We start from the raw sequence: 19,413 nt of genomic DNA on the forward strand, positions 1-19,413 counted from the left end.
GGCGCGCCGACCTGCAGGTCGTCGCTCAGCTCCAGAATGCCGTCGCTGTCGTCAGCCAGCTCCAGCTCGGCGCCCGAGCACAACATCCCGTGAGACACCACGCCGCGCACCGGCTTTTCGACCAGGGTCACGCCCAGGCCGGGCACATAGGCGCCGATGGGGGCGTAGATGGTGGTCAGGCCCGGCCGCGCGTTCGGCGCGCCGCAGACGATCTCCTTGCGGCCGTCCACCGTGTCGACCTGACAGACCTGCAGCCGGTCGGCGTTGGGGTGGCGCGCGGTCGAGACGATCCGGGCCACCGTAAAGGGGGCCAGCGCCGCGATGGGATCGTGGACCTCCTCGACCTCCAGGCCCGCCATGGTCATGGCGGCGGCGACCTGTTCGACCTCGGCGGTCGTGTCGAGGTGTTCCTTCAGCCAGGAAAGGGTGAACTTCATTGCGAAGCTCCTGCGAGCGCCGTCGCCATATTGTCCAGGAAGGCGGGCGCGCCGGTGAAGCCGACGCCGAGGAAGCGGCAGTTCACGAAGTGGCAGTTTCTGAGCGGGATGGGGCCGGCCACCCGCTGCGGGCTGCCGGGCTGCAGCATCAGGGTGCGGGGATCGCCATGAGCTTCGCCCATGTTGCAGCCGTCGAAGGTGCAGCCCTCCAGGGGCAGAAGGACGGCGGGCCCCTCGATCAGGCAGCCGACGAATTTGCGGTTCTCGATGACGAGGGCGCCGGTGGCGCGGCTGGTTTCGAGGAACAGCTGAGGCAGCCAGACATTGATGTCGGCGTATTCAGGCCCGGCGCCGAGAGGCTCCAGCACGATGGGGGCGAGACTGGCGTCGGTCATGCCTGAGCCGCCTGTGCGCGAGCGCCGACAAGGTCGTTTTCGATCTGCTGCAATACATCTTCGGCGCCGGTGAAGCCCACCTGGACGAAACGGCAGCGCACGAAGCGGCAGTTGGCCATGCCGACAGCCCCGGCGATCTTGTCGCCAAGGGGTTGCAGCAGCAGGGTGCGGGGATTCTCGGCCAGTCCCATGTTGCAGCTGTCGAAGCTGGTTCCGTTCATGACGGCCATCACCGCCGGGCCTTCGATCAGGCATTCGGTGAAGGTCTTGCCGTCGATGACGGTCTGACCGGCGTTCATGTGGTGGACGGCCAGGGAAGGCAGCCAGACGGCTTCCTTCTCGAAGGTCGTGCGGGCTACCAGTTCGCGGCCGAACTTCTCTTCGGCGGACATCGGCGCTTGGGCTTGGTCGGTCATGGGTAAAACTCTCGAGATCAGCTGAGGCCCGACGCCGGGTTGGGCGCGGCGAAGGCGGAGAAGCCGTAGTGCGCCAGCCAGCGCGTATCGGCGTCGAACATCGGGCGCAGGTCGGAGACGCCGTATTTCAGCATGGCCAGGCGATCGACGCCCATGCCGAAGGCGAAGCCCTGATACTCGTCCGGGTCGATGCCGCAGTTGCGCAGCACGTTCGGGTGGACCATGCCGCAGCCGAGGATCTCCAGCCAGTCGTCGCCTTCGTTCAGGGTCAGCTTGCCGCCCGAGCGGTCGCAACGGATGTCCATCTCCGCCGAGGGCTCGGTGAAGGGGAAGTGGTGCGGGCGGAAGCGGGCGTTGACGTCGTCCAGCTCGAAGAAGCGGGCGATGAAGGTCTCCAGCGTCGTCTTCAGATGCCCCATGTGGATGTCGCGATCGATCACCAGACCTTCGATCTGGTGGAACATCGGCGTGTGGGTGGCGTCGGAATCCTTACGGAAGGTGCGGCCCGGCGCGATGATGCGGATCGGCGGCTTCTGCGACATCATGGTCCGCACCTGCACCGGGCTGGTGTGGGTGCGCAGGACCTTGCGCTCGCCGGTTTCCGGGTCGGGCTTGAGGAAGAAGGTGTCGTGCATTTCCCGCGCCGGATGCTTGGGCGGGAAGTTCAGGGCGGTGAAGTTGTGGAAGTCGTCCTCGATGTCCGGGCCCTCGGCCACGGCGAAGCCCATCTCGGCGAACAGGGCGATCATCTCGTCCATCACCTGCATGGTCGGGTGCACCCCGCCCTTGCGGCGCGGGCGGCTGGGCAGGGTCAGATCAACGCGCTCGGCCAGCAGGCGGGCGTCTAGCTCGGCGGCCTCCAGCTCGGCCTTTCTGGCGACGAGCGCGGCGCTCACGCGGTCGCGTAGGCCGTTGATGAGCGGCCCCTGCTCGCGGCGCTCGTCGGGGCTGAGCGCGCCCATGCCCTTCAAGAGGGCCGAGACGGTTCCCGTCTTGCCGAGGGCGGCGACGCGCACCTCTTCGATCGCAGCGACGCTAGGCGCCGCTCCGATGGCGTTGATCAGGTCGAGTTCTAGCTGGGCGAGATCGGTCATGGTCCGCAGCGTCTAGCCCGACATGGCCGTCACGCAAAGCCTTCAGCGTCGTTCCAGGGCGTCCCGGATGGCGCGCCTCAGTCCTTGAGGATGAAGGTGATCTTCATGCCGACCCGGTATTCCGCGATCTTGCCGTCCCGGACCACGACCTTCTGGTCCTGAATCCAGGCCCCTTCGACGCCCTGAAGCGTCTTGTCGGCGCGGGCGATCCCCTGGGTGACGGCGTCTTCGAAGCTGACTGTCGAGGAGGATGTGACCTCGGTTACGCGGGCGATGGACATGAGACTGTCTCCTGAACCGGCCGGTACGCCAGTCGAACCGGCCCGGCCAACCTGCACCCATCCCCGGCGGGTGTCACCCGCAAACGAAAACGCCCGCCCCGGAGACCGGGACGGGCGCTTCAGCATCAATGATGCAAGATCGCTTAGGCGGCCAGAGCGGCGCGGACCTTGTCGGCGACGGCCTTGAAACTGGCTTCATCGGCGGCGATCGTCGACAGGACCTTGCGGTCCAGCACGATGCCGGCCTTGTCCAGGCCGTGGATGAACTGCGAGTAGGTGAAGCCTTCCAGACGGGCGGCGGCGTTGATGCGCTGGATCCACAGGGCGCGGAACGAGCGCTTCTTGTTGCGGCGGTCGCGGTAGGCGTACTGGCCGGCACGATCGACGGCGGCCTTGGCGGCGCGGATCGTGTTCTTGCGGCGGCCGTAGAAGCCCTTGGCTTGACCCAGAACCTTCTTGTGCTTGGCGTGGGACGTTACGCCCCGTTTGACGCGAGCCATTCTATTTTTCCCTTCGGGAAGCCTCTAACGTTCGCCGCGCGGCGGCTCACTGCTTCAGAGGCTTGTGTTCAAATTCAGTGTGACAGGATGATCAGGTATGCGGCGCGCCGATCAGGCGTACGGCATGTAGGACTTGATCTTCTTGGCGTCGGCGTCGGCCATGACCGAAGTGCCGCGGTTTTGGCGGATGTACTTCGAGTTGTGGCTGATCAGACGGTGGCGCTTACCGGCGACGCCGGCCTTCACCTTGCCCGTGGCCGTGAATTTGAAGCGCTTCTTGGCGCCAGACTTCGTCTTCAGTTTCGGCATTTTCACTCTCTCTTTTTTAGTGGGCTACCGCTCTTCGAGCTGCTTGAGCCCGTAGTGCGGAGCTGAAACGAACTGCCCAGGCATGCCTGTTAGCCCGGCGGTTCGGTACGCGAAGGGGCGGCTTTTACGGCGCCGCCCCCCCAAAAGCAAGACGCCCGGCGCCAGACATCTGTCCGGAACCGGGCGTCTGAACTGGATCCAGAGTCCTCGCTCAGGTCGCAAGCCGCCGCGCGGCGAGCATGGCGACCCAAAAGCCTCGCTCAGAGGCTCCGCCTCTTAGCGCGGCGCCAGGATCATGATCATCTGGCGGCCTTCCATACGCGGGGCGTATTCGACCTTGGCGACATCGTCGAAGTCGGCCTGCACCTTGTTGAGCAGCTTCATGCCCAATTCCGGGTGCGCCATTTCACGACCGCGGAAGCGCAGGGTCACCTTGACCTTGTCGCCGTCCTCGAAGAAGCGGTGCATCGACTTGGCCTTCACGTCATAGTCGTGGGTGTCGATGTTCGGTCGGAGCTTGATTTCCTTGAGCTCGACGACCTTCTGACGCTTGCGCGCCTCGGCCTTCTTTTTCTGCTCCTGGAAACGATGCTTGCCGTAATCCAGGATCTTGCAGACCGGCGTCTCGGCGTTGCCGACGATCTGGACCAGATCCAGACCGGCCTCTTCGGCGGCTTCCAGAGCGGCGGACAGCGGCATGACGCCCTGTTTTTCACCGTTCTGATCGATCAGCAGAACGCGGGTGGCGCGGATTTCCTGGTTGATGGGCGGCCCATCCTTGACGGGCGGCGCTTGCATGGGACGGCGAATGGGCGTCGTTTCCTTATGTGGTCAGAAAGGCAGTGATAGATCTCGCAGGGATCAGCGCGCGACGGAGCGGCGCGTTCCCGGCGGGCGGAATATGACGACAGAAGCCCTGTAATTCAAGGCTGGTCGGGGTTTGCGCCGCCGATGAAGGCGTCGTGCAGCGCCAGCACCCCCTCGAAGACGTGGTCGACCGTCAGGTCCTCGATCGGCGCGAACTGGCCGCGCGTCTCGTTGGAGGCGACCGTGCGCGTCTTCGCCCCCCAGGGTCCATAGAGCCACCACTCGGTCGGCCCGAACAGGCCCAGGGTCGGTCGGCCCAGCGCCGCCGAGACGTGCATCAGGCCGGAGTCATTGCCGACGAACAGGGCCGCCCGGTCGATGACGGCGGCCGAGCACAGGATGTCGCCCTTGCCCACGCAGTCGATGGCGCGGTCGCCGGCGGTTTCCAGAGCCGGGGTCGCGGGCGGCCGGTCGCCGGGGCCGCCGACGGGCATGAAGCGCCAGCCGTTGAAACGGGGTTCGGCCTTCAGCTTCTCGACCAGTTGACCCCAGCGGTCGGCGGGCCAGGACTTGCCCGGCTGATGGGCGATGGGCGCAAGCGCGATGATCGGCCCCGCGCCCGGCCCTGTCGCCAGCTGCGGATCGATGACGGCGGCGGCTTCGGCGCGGGCCTGGGCGTCGAGGAAGATCTCGGGGTCCAGCGGCGTGGCCGAGCCCATCAGGCGCGACACCATCTCGACCTTGCGCAGGCCGGTCTCCCAGCGGCGGTTGTAGACGATGCGGCGTTTCGCCGGGATCAGATAGGCCAGGGCCGAGCCGCGGATGTCCACGACCAGATCCCATTTCGTCCCGCGCACCTGCTTCCACAGATCGATCCAGTGTCCCGCGGCCTTCTTCTTGTCGAGGACAATCACGCGCTCGACATTGGGGGCCGAGCGGAAGAAGGGCGCGGGCGGACGGCCGCAGGCGACGGTGATCTGCACCCCCGGCAGCTGGCGCGCGATCTCGCGGATCACGCCCGAAGAGATGACGCAGTCGCCGATCCGGTTCGAGCTGACAAAAAGGGCTTTGGGTGCGGACAAGCGGGGGCTCTCGCGGCCTGTGAAGAAACCCGGTCTCTGCTAAAGCCATTCCGCGAGGAATGACAGTCCGAGGAGTTTTCATGTCCGACGTCCAGACCCCGACCCAGACCTTGATCCGCCCCGACGGCGAGACCCTGGCCTTCAAGACGGTCGCGGGCGACGGCCCGACCGTGGTCTGGATCGGCGGCTTCCGCTCGGACATGGAAGGGACCAAGGCCCTGGCGCTGGAGGAGGCGGCGCGTGAGCGCGGCTGGAACTATGTCCGCTACGACCACTTCGCCCACGGCCAGTCCTCGGGCGACTGGAAACAGGCCACCATCGGCCGCTGGCGCGAGGACGCCATCGCCCTGATCGACAGCCTCGAAGAGCCGGTCATTCCGGTGGGTTCGTCGATGGGCGGATGGGTCGCCCTGCTGGCGACGCTGGCGCGCCCGGAACGGATCAAGGGCCTGGTGCTGGTCAATCCGGCCCAGGACTTCACCGAAAGGCTGATGTGGCCCGGCCTGGCCGACCACGAGCGTCAGGCCATCCTGCGCGAAGGCGAGACGGTCATCACCGAGGAGGGGCTGGGCGCCTACGTCCTGACCCGGCGGATGTTCGAGGAGGCGCGCGACTGGCTGCTGCTGGACGGCGTGATCGAGATCAAAGCCCCGATCCATGTGCTGCAAGGTCGCGCCGACGACGTGGTGCCGTGGCGCCACCAGGTCGAACTGGCCGAACGCCTGAGCGGCGGCGACCTGCGTCTGGACCTGATCGCGGGCGGCGATCACCGGCTGTCGACGCCGAGCGATCTGGAGCGTCTGGTCGCAGCGGTGGAGGCGATGCGGGGCTGACTGCTGCTTTCCTCCCCATTTCATGGGGAGGCAAGGCTCAGGCCCTCACAGGATGAAGCGGCTCAGGTCGATGTTCTTGGCCAGTTCGCCGACCTTGTCGCGCACCATGTCGCCGTCGAAGGTCAGGGTCTGGCCCGACAGGTCCGAGGCCTTGAAGCTGGTCTCCTCCAGCACCCGCTCCAGCACGGTCTGCAACCGCCGCGCGCCGATGTTCTCGACAGTGTTGTTGGCGGCCACGGCGGCGTCGGCCATGGCTTCGACGGCATCATCGGTGAAGACCAGAGTGACCCCTTCGGTCTCCAGCAGGGCCTGGTTCTGGCGGATCAGGTTGGCTTCCGGTTCGGTCAGGATGCGCTTGAAGTCGTCGCGGGTCAGGGCCTTCAGCTCGACCCGGATCGGCAGGCGGCCCTGCAGTTCCGGCAGCAGGTCGCTGGGCTTGGCCACGTGGAAGGCGCCCGAGGCGATGAAAAGGACGTGGTCAGTCTTCACCGGCCCGTACTTGGTCGACACCGTGGTGCCTTCGATCAGGGGCAGCAGGTCGCGTTGCACGCCTTCACGTGAAACATCGGCCCCGGAGGCGCCCTGTCGCGCCGCCACCTTGTCGATCTCGTCGAGGAAGACGATGCCCTCGTTCTCGGCCAGCAGCAGGGCTTCCTTGGTCAGGCTTTCCTGATCCAGCAGCTTGTCGCTTTCCTCGGTGACGAGCGGGGGGACGGCCTCGGCGACGGTCAGCTTGACCGTCTTGGTGCGTCCGCCGCCCATCTTGCCCAGCAGGTCCGACAGGTTCAGCAGGCCGACGTTGCCGCCGCCGCCCGGCATGTCCAGCCCCTGCAGCGGCGAGGCCGTGTCGGCCAGGGCGATCTCGATCTCCTTGTCGTCCAGTTCCCCGGCGCGCAGCTTCTTCCTGAACGCATCGCGCGTGGCGGGTTGCGAGCCCGGTCCGACCAGGGCGTCCAGAATCCGCTCCTCGGCCTGGCCTTCGGCGCGCGCCTTGACGCCCGAGCGGCGCTTCTCACGCACCATGACCAGAGCGCTTTCGACCAGATCGCGCATGATCTGATCGACGTCGCGGCCGACGTAGCCGACCTCGGTGAACTTGGTCGCCTCGACCTTGAGGAAGGGCGAGCCGGCCAGCTTGGCCAGGCGCCGGGCGATCTCGGTCTTGCCCACGCCCGTCGGGCCGATCATCAGGATGTTCTTGGGCGTGACCTCGTCGCGCAGATCCTCGGGCACGCGCTTGCGGCGCCAGCGGTTCCTCAGGGCCACGGCCACGGCGCGCTTGGCGTCGTCCTGGCCGACGATGAAGCGATCCAGTTCGGAGACGATTTCGCGGGGGGAAAGGTCAGTCATGGGGCAGACGGTCCAGAAATACTCAGATAGGCGCTCAAGCAGCGAGCCGCCGCGCGGCGAGCGATAGCGCCCTACAAACTCTCGATGGTCAGATTGCCATTGGTGTAGACGCAGATGTCGGCGGCGATCTTCATGGCCTTGCGGGCGATCTGCTCGGCGTCCAGCTCGGAGTTCTCGTCGATCAGGGCGCGAGCGGCGGCCAGCGCATAATTGCCGCCCGAGCCGACGGCGGCCACGCCGTATTCCGGCTCCAGCACGTCGCCGACGCCCGTCACCGTCAGAATGGTGTCCTTGTCGGCGACCAGCAGCATGGCCTCCAGCCGCCGCAGATAGCGGTCGGTGCGCCAGTCCTTGGCCAGTTCGACGCAGGCGCGGGCCAGCTGGTCAGGATACTGCTCCAGCTTGGCTTCCAGCCGCTCGATCAGGGTCAGGGCGTCGGCCGTGGCCCCGGCGAAGCCCGCCAGCACCTTGCCGCCCGCCAAGGTGCGCACCTTGCGCGCCGCGCCCTTGACGATGGTCGGCCCCATCGAGACCTGGCCGTCGCCGGCGATGACGGTGCGGCCGTTCTTGCGCACCGCCAGAATGGTGGTGCCGTGCCAGTCGGGGAAGTTGCTGGGTGTCTGAGTCATGGAGTTGAGATGGAGGATCGCGCTGCGCGCCGCAAGATGACCGACACGCGCACCGTGGGCTGCGCGGTTTCCCTTTGTTAACCTCGCCCGTGACAGGGAGGCTTCCCCCGTCGCGTCGTGTCCGCGTTCAGTTCGAGTATCGCCTTGCTGCTTCATCGCGCCATCTATGTCAGCGACGCCGTCGGCGACGCTGCGACAAGCCTGCTGGTTCTGGTCGAGATCCTCGGCGGGGCGGAGCGCAACAATCGTCGCGACGGGCTGACCGGGGTGCTGATGCGTCATGACGGCCGCTTCCTTCAGGCCATCGAGGGGCGCCGCGACGACGTGGACCGGTTGATGGGCCGGCTTCGGGCTGATCCGCGTCACGAGAACCTTCGTCTGCTTTCGGATACGGACGTCTCCTGCCGCCTCTTCGGCGACTGGCCGATGACCCTGGCCGAGCTGACGCCGGCCGCCGGTCGCCTGCTGAACGGCGGCGGTCTGGACCAGCTGGGACCGGATCGCGCCGAGGCGGTTCTGATCGCGGCCGCTGAGGCCCTGCCCGTCCCCGCCTGACAGACCGCCTGACAGGCGGACTGACGGGCCCGCCCGACTGCGCTAGACAGTCACACGTGACCCAGTTCTTCGCCCCCGCCGCGCCCGTTCGTTTCTCCGACGAGGAGGTCGACCGCTACGCCCGCCAGCTGGTGCTGTCCGAGATCGGCGGCCCCGGCCAGCAGGCGTTGAAGCGCGCGCGGGTCCTGATCGTCGGTCTGGGCGGGGTCGGCGCGCCCGCCGCCCTCTATCTGGCCGCCGCAGGGGTCGGAACCCTGGGCCTGATCGACCATGACGCGGTGGCCCTGTCGAACCTGCAGCGCCAGATCATCTTCACCACCAACGACGCCGAACGCCCCAAGGTCGCGGCGGGCGCGGCGCATCTGGCCGCGCTCAATCCTCATGTCGCGGTAGAGCCCTTGGTCGAGCGGCTGGCGCCTGACAACGCCCGCGCCCTGATCGAACGGTTCGACCTGGTGCTGGACGGCACCGACGACTTCGAGACCCGCTTCGCCGTCAACGCCGCCTGCGTCGCGGCGGGCAAGCCTCTGGTGTCCGGCGCCCTGGGCCGCTGGAACGGTCAGGTCGGCGTCTTCGCCGGCAAGCCCTGCTATCAATGCCTGGTGCCGGAAACCCCGCCCGAGGCCGAGACCTGCGCCCGCGTCGGCGTGGTTGGCGCCCTGGCCGGCGTCATCGGCGCCATGGCGGCGCTGGAGGCGATCAAGCTGATCACCGGCGCGGGCCGACCGCTGAGCGGCCGCCTCATGCTCTACGACGGCCTGGCCGGAACCAGCCGGACGGCCCGGATCACGGCCGATCCCGACTGTCCGGTCTGCGGCGGCTAGGCGAAGGCCTGGCGCAGCAGGGCCGTATAGCGCCGCATCAGGCTGCGGTCGATTTCGTCCTCCCAGTCGGCGTGTCCGGCGCCGGTCACCTCGACATAGTCGACCGTCTTTCCGGCGGCGCGCAGGGCGTCGTGCATCCGCCGGGATTGATGCACAGGCACCACGGCGTCGTCCTCGCCGTGCACCAGCAGGACCGGGCAGGCGATCTCGTCAGCCCTTCGACGCGGCGAGGCGGCCTCGATCATGGCGGCGTCCGACTGAGGGTCGCCGATCCGATCGGCCCACAGGCGATAGACGTAGCCGTCCGGACTGTCGTCGTCGCGCCGTTCGTGGTCCAGCATATCGCCCAGGTCGCCGACGCCGCAGATGGAGATCGCCGTCTTGTAGAGGTCGGGGCGACGAACGGCCCCCATCAGGGCGGCGTAACCGCCGTAGCTGGTCCCCATGATGGCGACGCGGTCGGCGTCCAGGCCGCGAGTCCGCACGGCGTGGGCGACGGCGTCCTCGACGTCCTCCTGCATCCGCTCGCCCCAGCGGCGGTATCCCTCGCGGGCGAAGGCCTTGCCGAACCCGCCCGAGCCACGGAAATTCGGCTGGACCACCCACCAGCCCTGGGCCGCCAGGGCTTGGGCCTCGCGATCCCAGTCGTAGGTGTCGCGAACCTCCGGGCCGCCGTGGACCAGGGCGATCAGGGGGCCGGGCTTGCGCGACGGCGGCGCCGTCAGGAAGGCCTCGATGGTCGCACCGTCCCGGGTCGGCACGGCCAGGGTCTCGGTCGGCCCCAGCCGGTCGGTCTCCATCTGCGTCCGTGAACCGAGATATTCGAAATTCCGCGCCGCCTTGTCATAGAGATACCAGGCGCCCGGCTCGCGCGGGCCTGTGGCGTAAACCACGAAACGGTTGCGTGCGGCGTCGGCGGTTCCCAGCACTACATTGCATTCGTCGTCGAAGAACCGATTCATCGCCAGGTGGTGGGGGGCCATGTCGGCGTCGACGAAATCGTACTGGGCGCGCGGGGCGAAGAAGAGCGCGCCCATGAAGTCGCCCTTGGCGTCCAGCATATAGTCGCTGATGTCGAGGCCGGGGCGCGACGCCTTGGGCGGTCCGAACTCGAGCGTCTCCAGATCGAGATCGCGGATGGACATGACGTCCTCGCCGTCCAGCCGGGCGGCCACCAGGGCGACGCCGGGCCGGTCCGTCGCGGCGATCCAGAAGAAGCTTCGCGCCTGTTCGATCGACTGGCGCCACACCCGCTTCCACGAGCCCTGCGCCCCGGCGCGCACGAAGATGTTGAACATCGAACCGCGCGCGTTCGTGTCGATGCGCATCACCGGCACGCCGTCGCGGGTCGCCCAGGTCAGGGTGTTGGTGTTGCCGGCGTCAACCAGGCTGGCCCGCCCCGTGTAGACGCTGACCCGATGCAGAGCCAACCGCCCGCTGTATTCCCGCGCCGCCATCAGCACATGATCGGGATCATTCGGCAGATAGTCGACGACCGCGCCAAGGTTGAGGGATTCACGCTGCCGGTTCCGCTCGTTGCCGAACAGGACAACGGCCCCGCCGGTGTCGAGATCGACCGAGATCATCCGGCGGCTGTGCAGATCGACCGTTCGCGACGCCAGCTTGCTGCCGATGGACACGGTTCCGCCCGCGGTCACGGGAATGGCCAGGCGCATCAGGACGCGTCGGTCATTGGCCCAGGCCAGGGTCTCGACCTCCTGATCGCCGATCGGCACGACCCGGCGCGGCCCCGTCGGATCGGCGGCGTCGACCACCTCGACCGCCAGTCGGCGCGCGCCGTTCTCGCCGATGTTACGCAGAACGGCCACCCGGTCACCGGCCGGAGACAGGGCCGCCGCCACCACCACGTCGGGGGTGAAGAAGGCGTCGAGGGAATGGGGTTTGGCTTCCTCCCGCGCATGGGATACGCCGACGCCGAAGGCGCCGCTCGCCGCCAGTCCGGCGCCGAAGCCCAGCAGGCCTCGACGGCTCAGGGTCGCCAGCAGGCGGTCATGGCGCGCCTGCGCGCTTCGCCAACGTTGGGCTGAAGAAGTGGATGTCATGGGCCCCCCGGCTCTGGCGACCTCTCGTCGCCGGGCGATTGAGCCGATAACGGTGTTCGTCGTCAATCCGGGAAAGACATTCCCTAGAGCATCGCCGGGATCACCCGGTCGGGCGGGCGGTGGCCGTTCTGGTAGGTCATGATGTTGGCGATGACCCGGTCGCCCATGTCCTGCCGGGCCTCGATCGTGGCCGAGCCGAGGTGGGGCAACAGCACCACGTTCGGACGCCCCACTAGACCAGGATGCACCGCCGGTTCGTGCTCGAACACGTCCAGGCCGACGCCGAACAGGGCGCGACGGTCCAGGGCCTCGACCAGGGCGGCCTCGTCGATCAGTTCGCCGCGCGCGGTGTTGACCACGATAGCGTGGGGCTGCAGCCGGGCGATGCGCTCGGCCGACAGCAGGTGGTGGGTGTCCTTGGTCGCCGGGCAGTTCAGCGAGACGACGTCCATCCGCGCCAGCATCTGGTCCAGGTCGTCCCACCAGGTCGCGCCCAGCTCCTCGGCGATCATGTCCGAGACGGGTTTGCGGTTGTGATAGTGGACCTGCATGCCGAAGGCCCTGGCCCGGCGCGCCAGGGCCTGGCCGATGCGGCCCATGCCGACGATGCCGAGGCGCTTGCCCCACAGCTTGCGGCCGCACATCCAGGTCGGGCTCCAGCCCTCGAACTGGCCCGCCGCCACGACATTGGCGCCTTCGACGATGCGGCGGCTGACGCCCAGGATCAGGCTCATGGCCAGGTCGGCGGTGTCTTCGGTCAGGACGCCGGGGGTGTTGGTGACGATGATCCCGCGCCCCACGGCGGCGTCGATGTCGATATGGTCCACGCCCGCGCCGAAGTTGGCGATCATCTTCAACTGCTCGCCCGCGCCCTTGATGAGGTCCGCGTCCAGATGATCGGTGATGGTCGGGACCAGGACCTCGGCGCGCTGCAAGACGGCGGCCAGATCGTCGCGCGACATCGGCCGGTCGGTCAGGTTCAGCTCGGCGTCGAAAAGCTCGCGCAGGCGCGTTTCCACCGCGTCCGGCAGGCGTCTGGTTAATACGACCTTAAGCTTGCGAGCGGACATAGGGAGCCTGGGTTTCGACGGGCGGAAGCGCCCGTGCGGGACGGGTCGATCCGGTGTCTAGCAAAGCTGTGGTCAGGTTCAAAAGTTTCCGGCGTATCGCCGTCATCGCCGCCGTTCTGGGATCGGGCGTCTTCGCGGGCGCCGGCGCCCTCATGCCTGACGGTCGGCCGACGCCGACCGGGCTGGAAGTGCCGCGCTGGGTCACGCTGAAATCCTCTCAGGTGCGCGCCCGCCAGGGACCGGGCCTCGATTACGAGATCCTGTGGGAGTATCGCGCCGCCGGCCTGCCGGTCCAAGTGATCGCCGAGACCAGGGAATGGCGCAAGATCTGCGATCCCGACGGCTCGGTCGCCTGGATCCACCGCACCGTCGCCTCGGGCCGCCGCAGCGTGTTCAACCGCTCGGCCGAAGAGATCTTGATCCACTCGGGCCGGTCCGCCACTTCTTCGGTGCGCGCCCGCCTGTCGCCGCGCTCCATCGTCTCGCTGGACGAGTGCGAAGACGGCTGGTGCCGGGTGCGCGCCCGCAAGATCAGGGGCTGGTTGCCCGAGCGCGCCGTGTTCGGAACCCAGGACCGCGCCCTGTGCAGCGCCGCCCGGCCTGCCGGCGCTGGAAGAAGCTAGACTTCACAACAGTTGAGCGGGCGCGCAGGGTCGTGTAACCCGCCCGCAACACTTCCGGAGCGTCAGCCTTGAGCCAGTCCCAATATCCGTCGTCGTTCGATCACGAAGGCCTGCTGGCCTCGGGCCGCGGCGAGCTGTTCGGTCCGGGCAACGCCCAGCTGCCGGCCCCGCCGATGCTGATGTTCGACCGCATCAAGACCATCACCGCCGACGGCGGCGACTACGGCAAGGGCTATGTCGAGGCGGAACTCGACATCAACCCCGACCTCTGGTTCTTCCAGTGCCACTTCATCGGCGATCCGGTCATGCCGGGCTGCCTGGGCCTGGACGCCATGTGGCAGCTGGTCGGCTTCTACCTCGGCTGGATCGGCGGCCCCGGCAAGGGCCGTGCGCTCGGCGTCGGCGAGGTCAAGTTCACCGGCCAGGTGACCCCGGACGTCAAGAAGGTGGTCTACAAGGTCCACCTGAAGCGCGTCATCAACCGCAAGCTGGTCATGGGCATCGCCGACGGCGTGCTCGAGGCCGACGGCGAGGTCATCTACACCTGCGCCGACATGCGCGTCGGCCTGTTCGGCGGCGTGGTGGCGCCGACCGAAGCCTGACCCCATTTAACGCAGACCGCGGTCAACGCGGCGCCTGAAGACTGAACGTTAGGAAACACCATGCGGCGTGTCGTCGTCACCGGATTGGGCATCGTCTCCTCCATCGGCACCGGCCAGGACGAGGTCGCGGCCTCCCTGCGCGAAGCCAAGTCGGGCGTCCAGCACGCCGCCGACCACGCCAAATACGGCTTCCGCTCGCAGGTCTGGGCCCCGCCCGCCCTGGGCGTGACGGCCGAGGACTGGGCGCCGCTGGTGGACCGTCGCGCCGCCCGCTTCCTGGCCAATGGCACGGCCTGGGGTCACATCGCCTTTGAAGAGGCGCTGAAGGACAGCGGCCTGAGCGCCGAAGAAATCCAGGACGAGCGCATCGGCCTGATCGTCGGCGAGGGCGGCCCCTCCACCCAGGTCATCCTGCAGGCGGCCCAGACCACGATCGAAAAAGGCTCGCCCAAGCGCGTGGGCCCCTTCGCCGTGCCCAAGGCCATGGCGTCCGGCCCCTCGGCGGTCCTGGCCACCTGGTTCCAGCTGAAGGGCATCAACTATTCGATCTCCTCGGCCTGCGCGACCTCGGCCCACTGCATCGGCGCGGCCGCCGAGCAGATCGCCTGGGGCAAGCAGGACGTGGTCTTCGCCGGCGGCTGCGAGGACATCGACTGGTCCATGTCGAACATGTTCGACGCCATGGGCGCCATGTCCTCCAACTTCAACGAGACGCCCTCGGTCGCCAGCCGCGCCTATGACAAGGACCGCGACGGCTTCGTCATCGCCGGCGGCGCCGGCATCGTGGTGCTGGAAGAATACGAGCGCGCCGTGGCGCGCGGCGCGACCATCTACGCCGAAGTCACCGGCTACGCCGCCAACTCGGACGGCTACGACATGGTGGCCCCCTCGGGCGAGGGCGCCGAGCGCTGCATGAAGCTGGCCCTCAAGATGGCCGGCGACCCGAAGATCGACTACCTCAACCCCCACGGCACCTCGACCCCGGTCGGCGACGCCAAGGAGATGGGCGCGGTGCGCAACGTCTTCGGCGACGACCTGCCGATGATCTCCTCGACCAAGTCGCTGACGGGCCACTCGCTCGGCGCGGCGGGCGCTCAGGAAGCCATCTACTGCCTGCTGATGATGAAGCACGGCTTCGCCGCCGAAAGCGCCCACATCGAGAACCTGGACCCCGAGTTCGAGGGCATGCCGATCCTGCGCGAGCGCCACGACGGTGAACTGAAGCACGTCATGTCCAACAGCTTCGGCTTCGGCGGCACCAACGGCACCCTGATCCTGTCGAAGATCTAGGACGCGAGAATGGCCTCTACGCCCTCGCGCCAACTGGGGTAGCGGGGGCGCCAGCCCAGTTCGGCCTTGGCGCGGGCGTTCGAGAGGCGTTTGGAGTCGTTGTAGAAGCGCCGCATGGCGTCCGACACCGACGGGTCGTCCAGGCTGACTTCGGGCGGCAGAGGCATGCCCAGCCGCGCCGCCGTCCATTCCATCACCATGTCCGCCGGGGCCGGTTCATCGTCGGCCAGAGTATAGGCCCGACCAGGGTGCGGTCGCGCCATCGAGGCGAAGAAGGCCGAGACCGCGTCCTCGACATGGATGCGGTTGAACACCTGGCCGGGCTTCTTCACCAGCCGGGCGGTTCCGTTACGCAGGCGATCGACCGGCGAGCGGTCGGGGCCGTAGATGGCGGGCAGGCGGAAGATCTGCACCGTCAGACCCATGCCGCGTCCGGCGTCCAGCCAATCCTGCTCGGCCCGCACGCGGCGGGCCCCTTCGACGCTGGCGGCGTTCAACTCGTCGTCTTCAAAGGCCCAGCCGCCGGCTCGATCGCCATAGACGGCGGTCAGGGAGACGTAGCCGATCCAGTCGGGATAGGCGCCTGAGGCGGAGATCGCCGGGATCAGGGCCTTCAGTCCGGGGCAGCCGCCGCCGTCGGGTTGGGCGGTGATCAGGATGGCCGAGGCCTGGGCCACGGCGCTCTGCAAGGCGCCGGCGTCCGTGGGGTCGATGGCGACCACGCCAGCCGCCGTCAACACGGCTCGCCGGTCAGGGTCGCGCGAGGTGGCGAAGGCCCGCCCGCCGCGCCGGACGGCCTCGCGCGCCGCCTTAAGCCCCAGATAGCCGCCGCCGAAGACCAGCAAGGAAAGGGCGGCGGGGGCAGGCTGGGTCATGGCGGTCCGGTCAGGCGATGCCGTCAGGCGATTTTGGCGGCGGCGGGCGCAGCGACCGCCTCCTGAGACTGCAGCGCTTGGGCGCGCTTGCCGTTCCAACTGGAGACGCAAGGAATCTTGGCCCGGTCGGCGCGGTCGGCGTAGCGGCGGGCGATGTCGGTCACGTCGGCCATCAGCCCCTCGGCCAGGGTGATCGGCTTCAGCCCCAGGTCGTGGAACTGGTCGTTGGCGACGACCAGTTCGTTCTCGTCGGCCTCCTGACGCGGGTTGGCGACGTAGTGAACCTCGGCGCCGGTCATCTCGGCCACCATCTGCGCCAGGTCGCGGACGCGACGGCTCTCGGTCATCTGGTTGAGGATCTTGACCCGGTCGCCCGACGTCGGCGGGTTCTTCAGCGCCAGTTCGACGCAGCGCACCGTGTCCTGGATATGGATGAAGGCCCGCGTCTGGCCGCCCGAGCCGTGGACCGTCAGCGGGTAGCCGACCGCCGCCTGCATCAGGAAGCGGTTCAGCACCGTGCCGTAGTCGCCGTCATAGTCGAAGCGGTTGATCAGGCGCTCGTCCTGCTTCGTCTCCTCGGTCTGGGCGCCCCAGACGATGCCCTGATGCAGATCGGTGATCCTCAGGCCGTCGTTCCGGGCGTAGAATTGGAACAGCAGGGCGTCCTGCGTCTTGGTCATGTGATAGATGCTGCCCGGGTTCGGCGGGAACAGGATTTCCTGCTCGGTCGGGCCGTGGTCGGTGTCGACCGTGACCTTCAGATAACCCTCGGGGATGCGCAGGCCCGCGGTGGTGTAACCATAGACCCCCATGGTCCCGAGGTGGGCCAGATGCACGTCCAGCCCGCTTTCGACGATGGCCGCCAGCAGATGGTGGGTGGCGTTCAGGTTGTTGTCGACGGTGTAGAGCTTGTGCCGCGCCGACTTCATCGAATAGGGGGCGGCGCGCTGTTCGGCGAAGTGGACGACGCTGTCGGGCTTCCAGTCGCGGATCAGGGCGACCAGGCGGTCGAACTCCTTGCCGACCGTCATGTTGACGAAGTCGATGGTGCGGCCCGACACCTCTTTCCACGCAGCGATGCGTTCGCCCATGGTGCGGATGGGGGTCAGGGACTGGACCTCCAGCTCGTTGTCGATGTTGCGGCGACTGAGGTTGTCGACAATCAGCACGTCCCAGCCGCGCGCCGACAGATGCAGGGCCGTGGGCCAGCCGCAGAAGCCGTCGCCGCCCAAGATCATCACGCGCATCGGTCGACCCTTGTGTCGTCTCTCTCTCCTTTCTGCCTAGCCGATGGCGAAGGCGGACGGCAAGGCGCGCCGCGCTCCACGGCTGTAGGAGCGCGCGGCCGTTCCTAGGGCTGGGCCTGCGCGCGGAGGGCCGCCAGCGTGACCGTGCGGCTCTCGACGGATCGAGCCGAGCGGTGGGCGGCGACCTGCGCCCAGCCGTCCTCCAAGGTCGCCTTGATGCAGGCGTGGCGGACCAGATAGTGGCTCATCGGCAGATTGGCGTCGCTGCAGGTGCGGCGGGCCGCCACTCTGAGCCGGTGCTCAAGAATTCTTGATCCCGCCGGTTGGTTGAGGTCGAGGTCGGCATAGGAAACGATGACGGTTTCCGCCTCTTCCACAGGCCGCGTGGCTTGCGACTGGGCGCCGTCCGGCGCCGCAATGGCGAGCAGCAAGGCTGCTCCTATGATCGTCGATTGCATCTTGCGATCTCCTGATCGCCCTTCCGCTGCGCTTGTCCCTCTTCAAGAAGACCAGCGACCGACTGATGCCTGACAACCGGCCAGCGCGGTCTTTGTTCTGGATGAGATGCGTCGTCCCGCCGTTGGAACTTCACAAAGGCGTTCCTTGAGGCAGCTCTAGGGCTGCGGTCGGGTTCGCAGCGCGCCGAGCACGATGGAGCGGTTCTCGGCCAGGCGGGTCGAGCGGCTGGCCGAGACCTGACCCCAGCCGTCCGCCACGGCGTCCTTGACGCACCAGTGACGGGCTCGAGGTGCGCTCGTGACCAGATTGGTGTCGCCGCACACGCGCTGCGCCGCCGCTCTCAGGCGATTGTTCAGAATCCGAGATCCCGCCGGTTGGGTCAGGTCGAGATCGGCATACGAAACGGCGATGACTTCGGCGGGCGCCGGCGCGTCGGCGGTTTGCGCCTGTGCGCTGCAAGGCAGGGCGATGGCGAGCAGCAGGGCTGCGCCTGTAACCAAGGCTTTCATGGTGCATCTCCAGGTCGCCCTTTCTTCTTGCGGCTTCAACGCAGAAGAACAGGGCTCGACTGGAGGTCGACGTTAGGTGAAAAGCGCCTGAGTTGTCGCGGCAAAAACGCAGCGTTTAATCGGCAAAATTACACAAAATTGTTCATGCAAACTTGCGGTATGCATGGAAACCATTCTGTTTTTCGCGCGATCGTGAGATTTTGTCTCACTCGGCCATGTCTATGGCGCGTTTCGTCTCATCATTGCTGTAGTGCTCAAAGCAGAGCGGTGATCGCCGCCCGCGTGGCCTCGCCCAGGTCGGGGCGTTTCAGGGCCAGGGCGACGTTGGCGCGCAGCAGGCCGATCTTGTCGCCGCAGTCGTGGGTCACGCCCTCGTATTCGTAGGCGGTGAAGGTCTGGCTCTTCATCAGCCGGTCCATGGCGTCGGTCAGCTGGATCTCGCCGCCGGCGCCGCGCTCCTGGGTCTCCAGCAGGTCGAAGATTTCCGGCTGCAGGATGTAGCGGCCCGAGATCGACATATTGGACGGGGCCGTGCCCTTGGCGGGCTTTTCGACCATGCCCTTCATCGCCAGGCGGCGGCCGTCGCGGCTGGAGGGATCGACGATGCCGTACTTGTGGGTCTCGGATTCCGGCACGGCTTCGACGCCGATGACGTTGCCGCCGACCTCGGCGTAGAGGTCCGCCAGCTGCTTCAGGGCGCCGGGCTGCGAGTCCACGATCACGTCGGGCAGGATGACGGCGAAGGGCTCGTGACCGATGATGTCGCGCGCGCACCAGACCGCGTGGCCCAGGCCCTTGGGCTGCATCTGGCGGGTGAAGCTCATCTCGCCGGCCCGGGCCAGCTCGGCGTTCATGGCCGCCAGGATCTCGGTCTTGCCCTTGGCCGCCAGCTGGGCCTCCAGCTCGATCTGGTGATCGAAATAGTCCTCGATCGCCTGCTTGGCGCGGCCGGTGACGAAGACGATGTGATCTATCCCCGCCTCGCGCGCCTCTTCGACGATGTAGGACAGGATCGGCCGGTCGACGACGTTCAGCAGCTCCTTCGGCGTGGTCTTGGTGCCGGGCAGGACGCGGGTGCCCAGGCCGGCCACGGGAAGGACCGCCTTGCGAAGGCGCGCGGGGGAAGTCGTCATCAGTCGTCCTGAAAGCCGTTGGCCGGCTTT

The 19,413-nt window shown here is 67.5% G+C and carries 24 protein-coding genes; 6 read left to right on the plus strand and 18 right to left on the minus strand.

From position 1 onward, the window contains the following. From ytpR to ACREEF_RS02925, 9 genes are all read right to left on the minus strand, one after another. Positions 1 to 437, minus strand: a 437-nt coding sequence (gene ytpR, locus ACREEF_RS02885) for a YtpR family tRNA-binding protein (protein ID WP_431564108.1), incomplete at its 3' end; no start/stop codon positions are given. Continuing rightward, positions 434 to 832 (minus strand): hypothetical protein, encoded by a 399-nt coding sequence (locus ACREEF_RS02890; RefSeq protein WP_431564109.1) that lies wholly within the window; start codon positions 830 to 832, stop codon positions 434 to 436. The genes ACREEF_RS02890 and ytpR, both read right to left, overlap by 4 nt. Then, a complete protein-coding gene (locus tag ACREEF_RS02895) occupies positions 829 to 1,248 on the minus strand; it encodes a hypothetical protein (RefSeq protein WP_431564110.1) in 420 nt (139 codons plus the stop codon). Before ACREEF_RS02895 ends, ACREEF_RS02890 begins: the two co-directional genes overlap by 4 nt. A gap of 17 nt (positions 1,249 to 1,265) precedes the next feature. After that, positions 1,266 to 2,342 carry a phenylalanine--tRNA ligase subunit alpha gene (gene pheS / locus ACREEF_RS02900; protein ID WP_431564111.1) on the minus strand — a complete coding sequence of 359 codons (1,077 nt, stop codon included), beginning with the start codon at positions 2,340 to 2,342 and terminating at the stop codon, positions 1,266 to 1,268. Positions 2,343 to 2,419: 77 nt separating this feature from the next. After that, a complete protein-coding gene (locus tag ACREEF_RS02905; RefSeq protein ID WP_431564112.1) occupies positions 2,420 to 2,623 on the minus strand; it encodes a dodecin family protein in 204 nt (67 codons plus the stop codon). Positions 2,624 to 2,766: 143 nt separating this feature from the next. Continuing rightward, a complete protein-coding gene (gene rplT, locus ACREEF_RS02910; protein WP_431564113.1) occupies positions 2,767 to 3,123 on the minus strand; it encodes a 50S ribosomal protein L20 in 357 nt (118 codons plus the stop codon). A 111-nt stretch (positions 3,124 to 3,234) separates the two neighbouring features. Further along, the gene (gene rpmI, locus ACREEF_RS02915; RefSeq protein WP_003166435.1) at positions 3,235 to 3,432 is read right to left on the minus strand and encodes a 50S ribosomal protein L35; all 198 of its coding nucleotides are present in this window, start codon (positions 3,430 to 3,432) and stop codon (positions 3,235 to 3,237) included. A 276-nt stretch (positions 3,433 to 3,708) separates the two neighbouring features. Next, positions 3,709 to 4,230, minus strand: a complete 522-nt coding sequence (gene infC, locus ACREEF_RS02920; protein ID WP_431564114.1) for a translation initiation factor IF-3 — start codon at positions 4,228 to 4,230, stop codon at positions 3,709 to 3,711. Positions 4,231 to 4,355: 125 nt separating this feature from the next. Continuing rightward, entirely contained in the window at positions 4,356 to 5,321 is a 966-nt protein-coding gene (locus tag ACREEF_RS02925) for a glycosyltransferase family 9 protein (protein ID WP_431564115.1), read from the minus strand. A gap of 80 nt (positions 5,322 to 5,401) precedes the next feature. On the opposite strand from ACREEF_RS02925, the gene ACREEF_RS02930 reads away from it, so the two are divergent. Then, positions 5,402 to 6,154, plus strand: coding sequence for an alpha/beta fold hydrolase (locus ACREEF_RS02930; RefSeq protein ID WP_431564116.1), 753 nt, complete (start codon positions 5,402 to 5,404; stop codon positions 6,152 to 6,154). Positions 6,155 to 6,199: 45 nt separating this feature from the next. Here ACREEF_RS02930 and hslU read toward each other — a convergent pair whose 3' ends face one another. Together hslU and hslV are read right to left on the minus strand one after the other, a co-directional pair. After that, positions 6,200 to 7,504, minus strand: coding sequence for an ATP-dependent protease ATPase subunit HslU (hslU, locus tag ACREEF_RS02935; protein WP_431564117.1), 1,305 nt, complete (start codon positions 7,502 to 7,504; stop codon positions 6,200 to 6,202). Between the two features lie 71 nt (positions 7,505 to 7,575). Continuing rightward, a complete protein-coding gene (gene hslV / locus ACREEF_RS02940; RefSeq protein ID WP_431564118.1) occupies positions 7,576 to 8,133 on the minus strand; it encodes an ATP-dependent protease subunit HslV in 558 nt (185 codons plus the stop codon). A gap of 144 nt (positions 8,134 to 8,277) precedes the next feature. Here hslV and ACREEF_RS02945 point away from each other — a divergent pair, with 144 nt between their 5' ends. Together ACREEF_RS02945 and ACREEF_RS02950 are read left to right on the plus strand one after the other, a co-directional pair. After that, positions 8,278 to 8,688, plus strand: a complete 411-nt coding sequence (locus ACREEF_RS02945) for a BLUF domain-containing protein (protein WP_431564119.1) — start codon at positions 8,278 to 8,280, stop codon at positions 8,686 to 8,688. Positions 8,689 to 8,744: 56 nt separating this feature from the next. After that, the gene (locus tag ACREEF_RS02950; protein WP_431564120.1) at positions 8,745 to 9,512 is read left to right on the plus strand and encodes a HesA/MoeB/ThiF family protein; all 768 of its coding nucleotides are present in this window, start codon (positions 8,745 to 8,747) and stop codon (positions 9,510 to 9,512) included. On the opposite strand, the gene ACREEF_RS02955 is transcribed toward ACREEF_RS02950, so the two are convergent. Together ACREEF_RS02955 and ACREEF_RS02960 are read right to left on the minus strand one after the other, a co-directional pair. Further along, positions 9,509 to 11,575, minus strand: a complete 2,067-nt coding sequence (locus ACREEF_RS02955; RefSeq protein WP_431564121.1) for an alpha/beta hydrolase family protein — start codon at positions 11,573 to 11,575, stop codon at positions 9,509 to 9,511. The two genes, ACREEF_RS02950 and ACREEF_RS02955, sit on opposite strands and share 4 nt — an antisense overlap. 83 nt (positions 11,576 to 11,658) lie before the next feature. Beyond that, positions 11,659 to 12,645 (minus strand): 2-hydroxyacid dehydrogenase, encoded by a 987-nt coding sequence (locus ACREEF_RS02960; protein ID WP_431564122.1) that lies wholly within the window; start codon positions 12,643 to 12,645, stop codon positions 11,659 to 11,661. A 53-nt stretch (positions 12,646 to 12,698) separates the two neighbouring features. Here ACREEF_RS02960 and ACREEF_RS02965 point away from each other — a divergent pair, with 53 nt between their 5' ends. The 3 genes from ACREEF_RS02965 (at position 12,699) to fabB (ending at position 15,160) form a co-directional block, all read left to right on the plus strand. After that, complete coding sequence (locus tag ACREEF_RS02965) at positions 12,699 to 13,268, plus strand: SH3 domain-containing protein (protein WP_431564123.1); 570 nt, start codon at positions 12,699 to 12,701, stop codon at positions 13,266 to 13,268. A gap of 68 nt (positions 13,269 to 13,336) precedes the next feature. Next, positions 13,337 to 13,870 carry a 3-hydroxyacyl-[acyl-carrier-protein] dehydratase FabA gene (gene fabA, locus ACREEF_RS02970; RefSeq protein WP_331034087.1) on the plus strand — a complete coding sequence of 178 codons (534 nt, stop codon included), beginning with the start codon at positions 13,337 to 13,339 and terminating at the stop codon, positions 13,868 to 13,870. Between the two features lie 60 nt (positions 13,871 to 13,930). Then, positions 13,931 to 15,160: a beta-ketoacyl-ACP synthase I gene (fabB, locus tag ACREEF_RS02975; RefSeq protein WP_431564124.1), complete on the plus strand. Its 1,230-nt coding sequence runs from the start codon at positions 13,931 to 13,933 to the stop codon at positions 15,158 to 15,160. Here the strand turns inward: fabB and ACREEF_RS02980 are convergent. The 5 genes from ACREEF_RS02980 to galU form a co-directional block, all read right to left on the minus strand. Continuing rightward, complete coding sequence (locus ACREEF_RS02980; RefSeq protein WP_431564125.1) at positions 15,157 to 16,035, minus strand: SDR family NAD(P)-dependent oxidoreductase; 879 nt, start codon at positions 16,033 to 16,035, stop codon at positions 15,157 to 15,159. The two genes, fabB and ACREEF_RS02980, sit on opposite strands and share 4 nt — an antisense overlap. Positions 16,036 to 16,058: 23 nt before the next feature. After that, complete coding sequence (locus tag ACREEF_RS02985) at positions 16,059 to 17,282, minus strand: NAD-dependent epimerase/dehydratase family protein (protein ID WP_431564126.1); 1,224 nt, start codon at positions 17,280 to 17,282, stop codon at positions 16,059 to 16,061. Between the two features lie 104 nt (positions 17,283 to 17,386). Then, positions 17,387 to 17,740 carry a UrcA family protein gene (locus ACREEF_RS02990; protein WP_431564127.1) on the minus strand — a complete coding sequence of 118 codons (354 nt, stop codon included), beginning with the start codon at positions 17,738 to 17,740 and terminating at the stop codon, positions 17,387 to 17,389. 156 nt (positions 17,741 to 17,896) lie between these two features. Further along, entirely contained in the window at positions 17,897 to 18,250 is a 354-nt protein-coding gene (locus tag ACREEF_RS02995) for a UrcA family protein (protein ID WP_431564128.1), read from the minus strand. Between the two features lie 254 nt (positions 18,251 to 18,504). Next, positions 18,505 to 19,383: a UTP--glucose-1-phosphate uridylyltransferase GalU gene (gene galU, locus ACREEF_RS03000; RefSeq protein WP_431564129.1), complete on the minus strand. Its 879-nt coding sequence runs from the start codon at positions 19,381 to 19,383 to the stop codon at positions 18,505 to 18,507. Between the last annotated feature and the right edge of the window lie 30 nt (positions 19,384 to 19,413).

Origin of the sequence: Brevundimonas sp. (assembly GCF_050729455.1) — a bacterium.
Taxonomy (GTDB): Bacteria; Pseudomonadota; Alphaproteobacteria; order Caulobacterales; family Caulobacteraceae; genus Brevundimonas.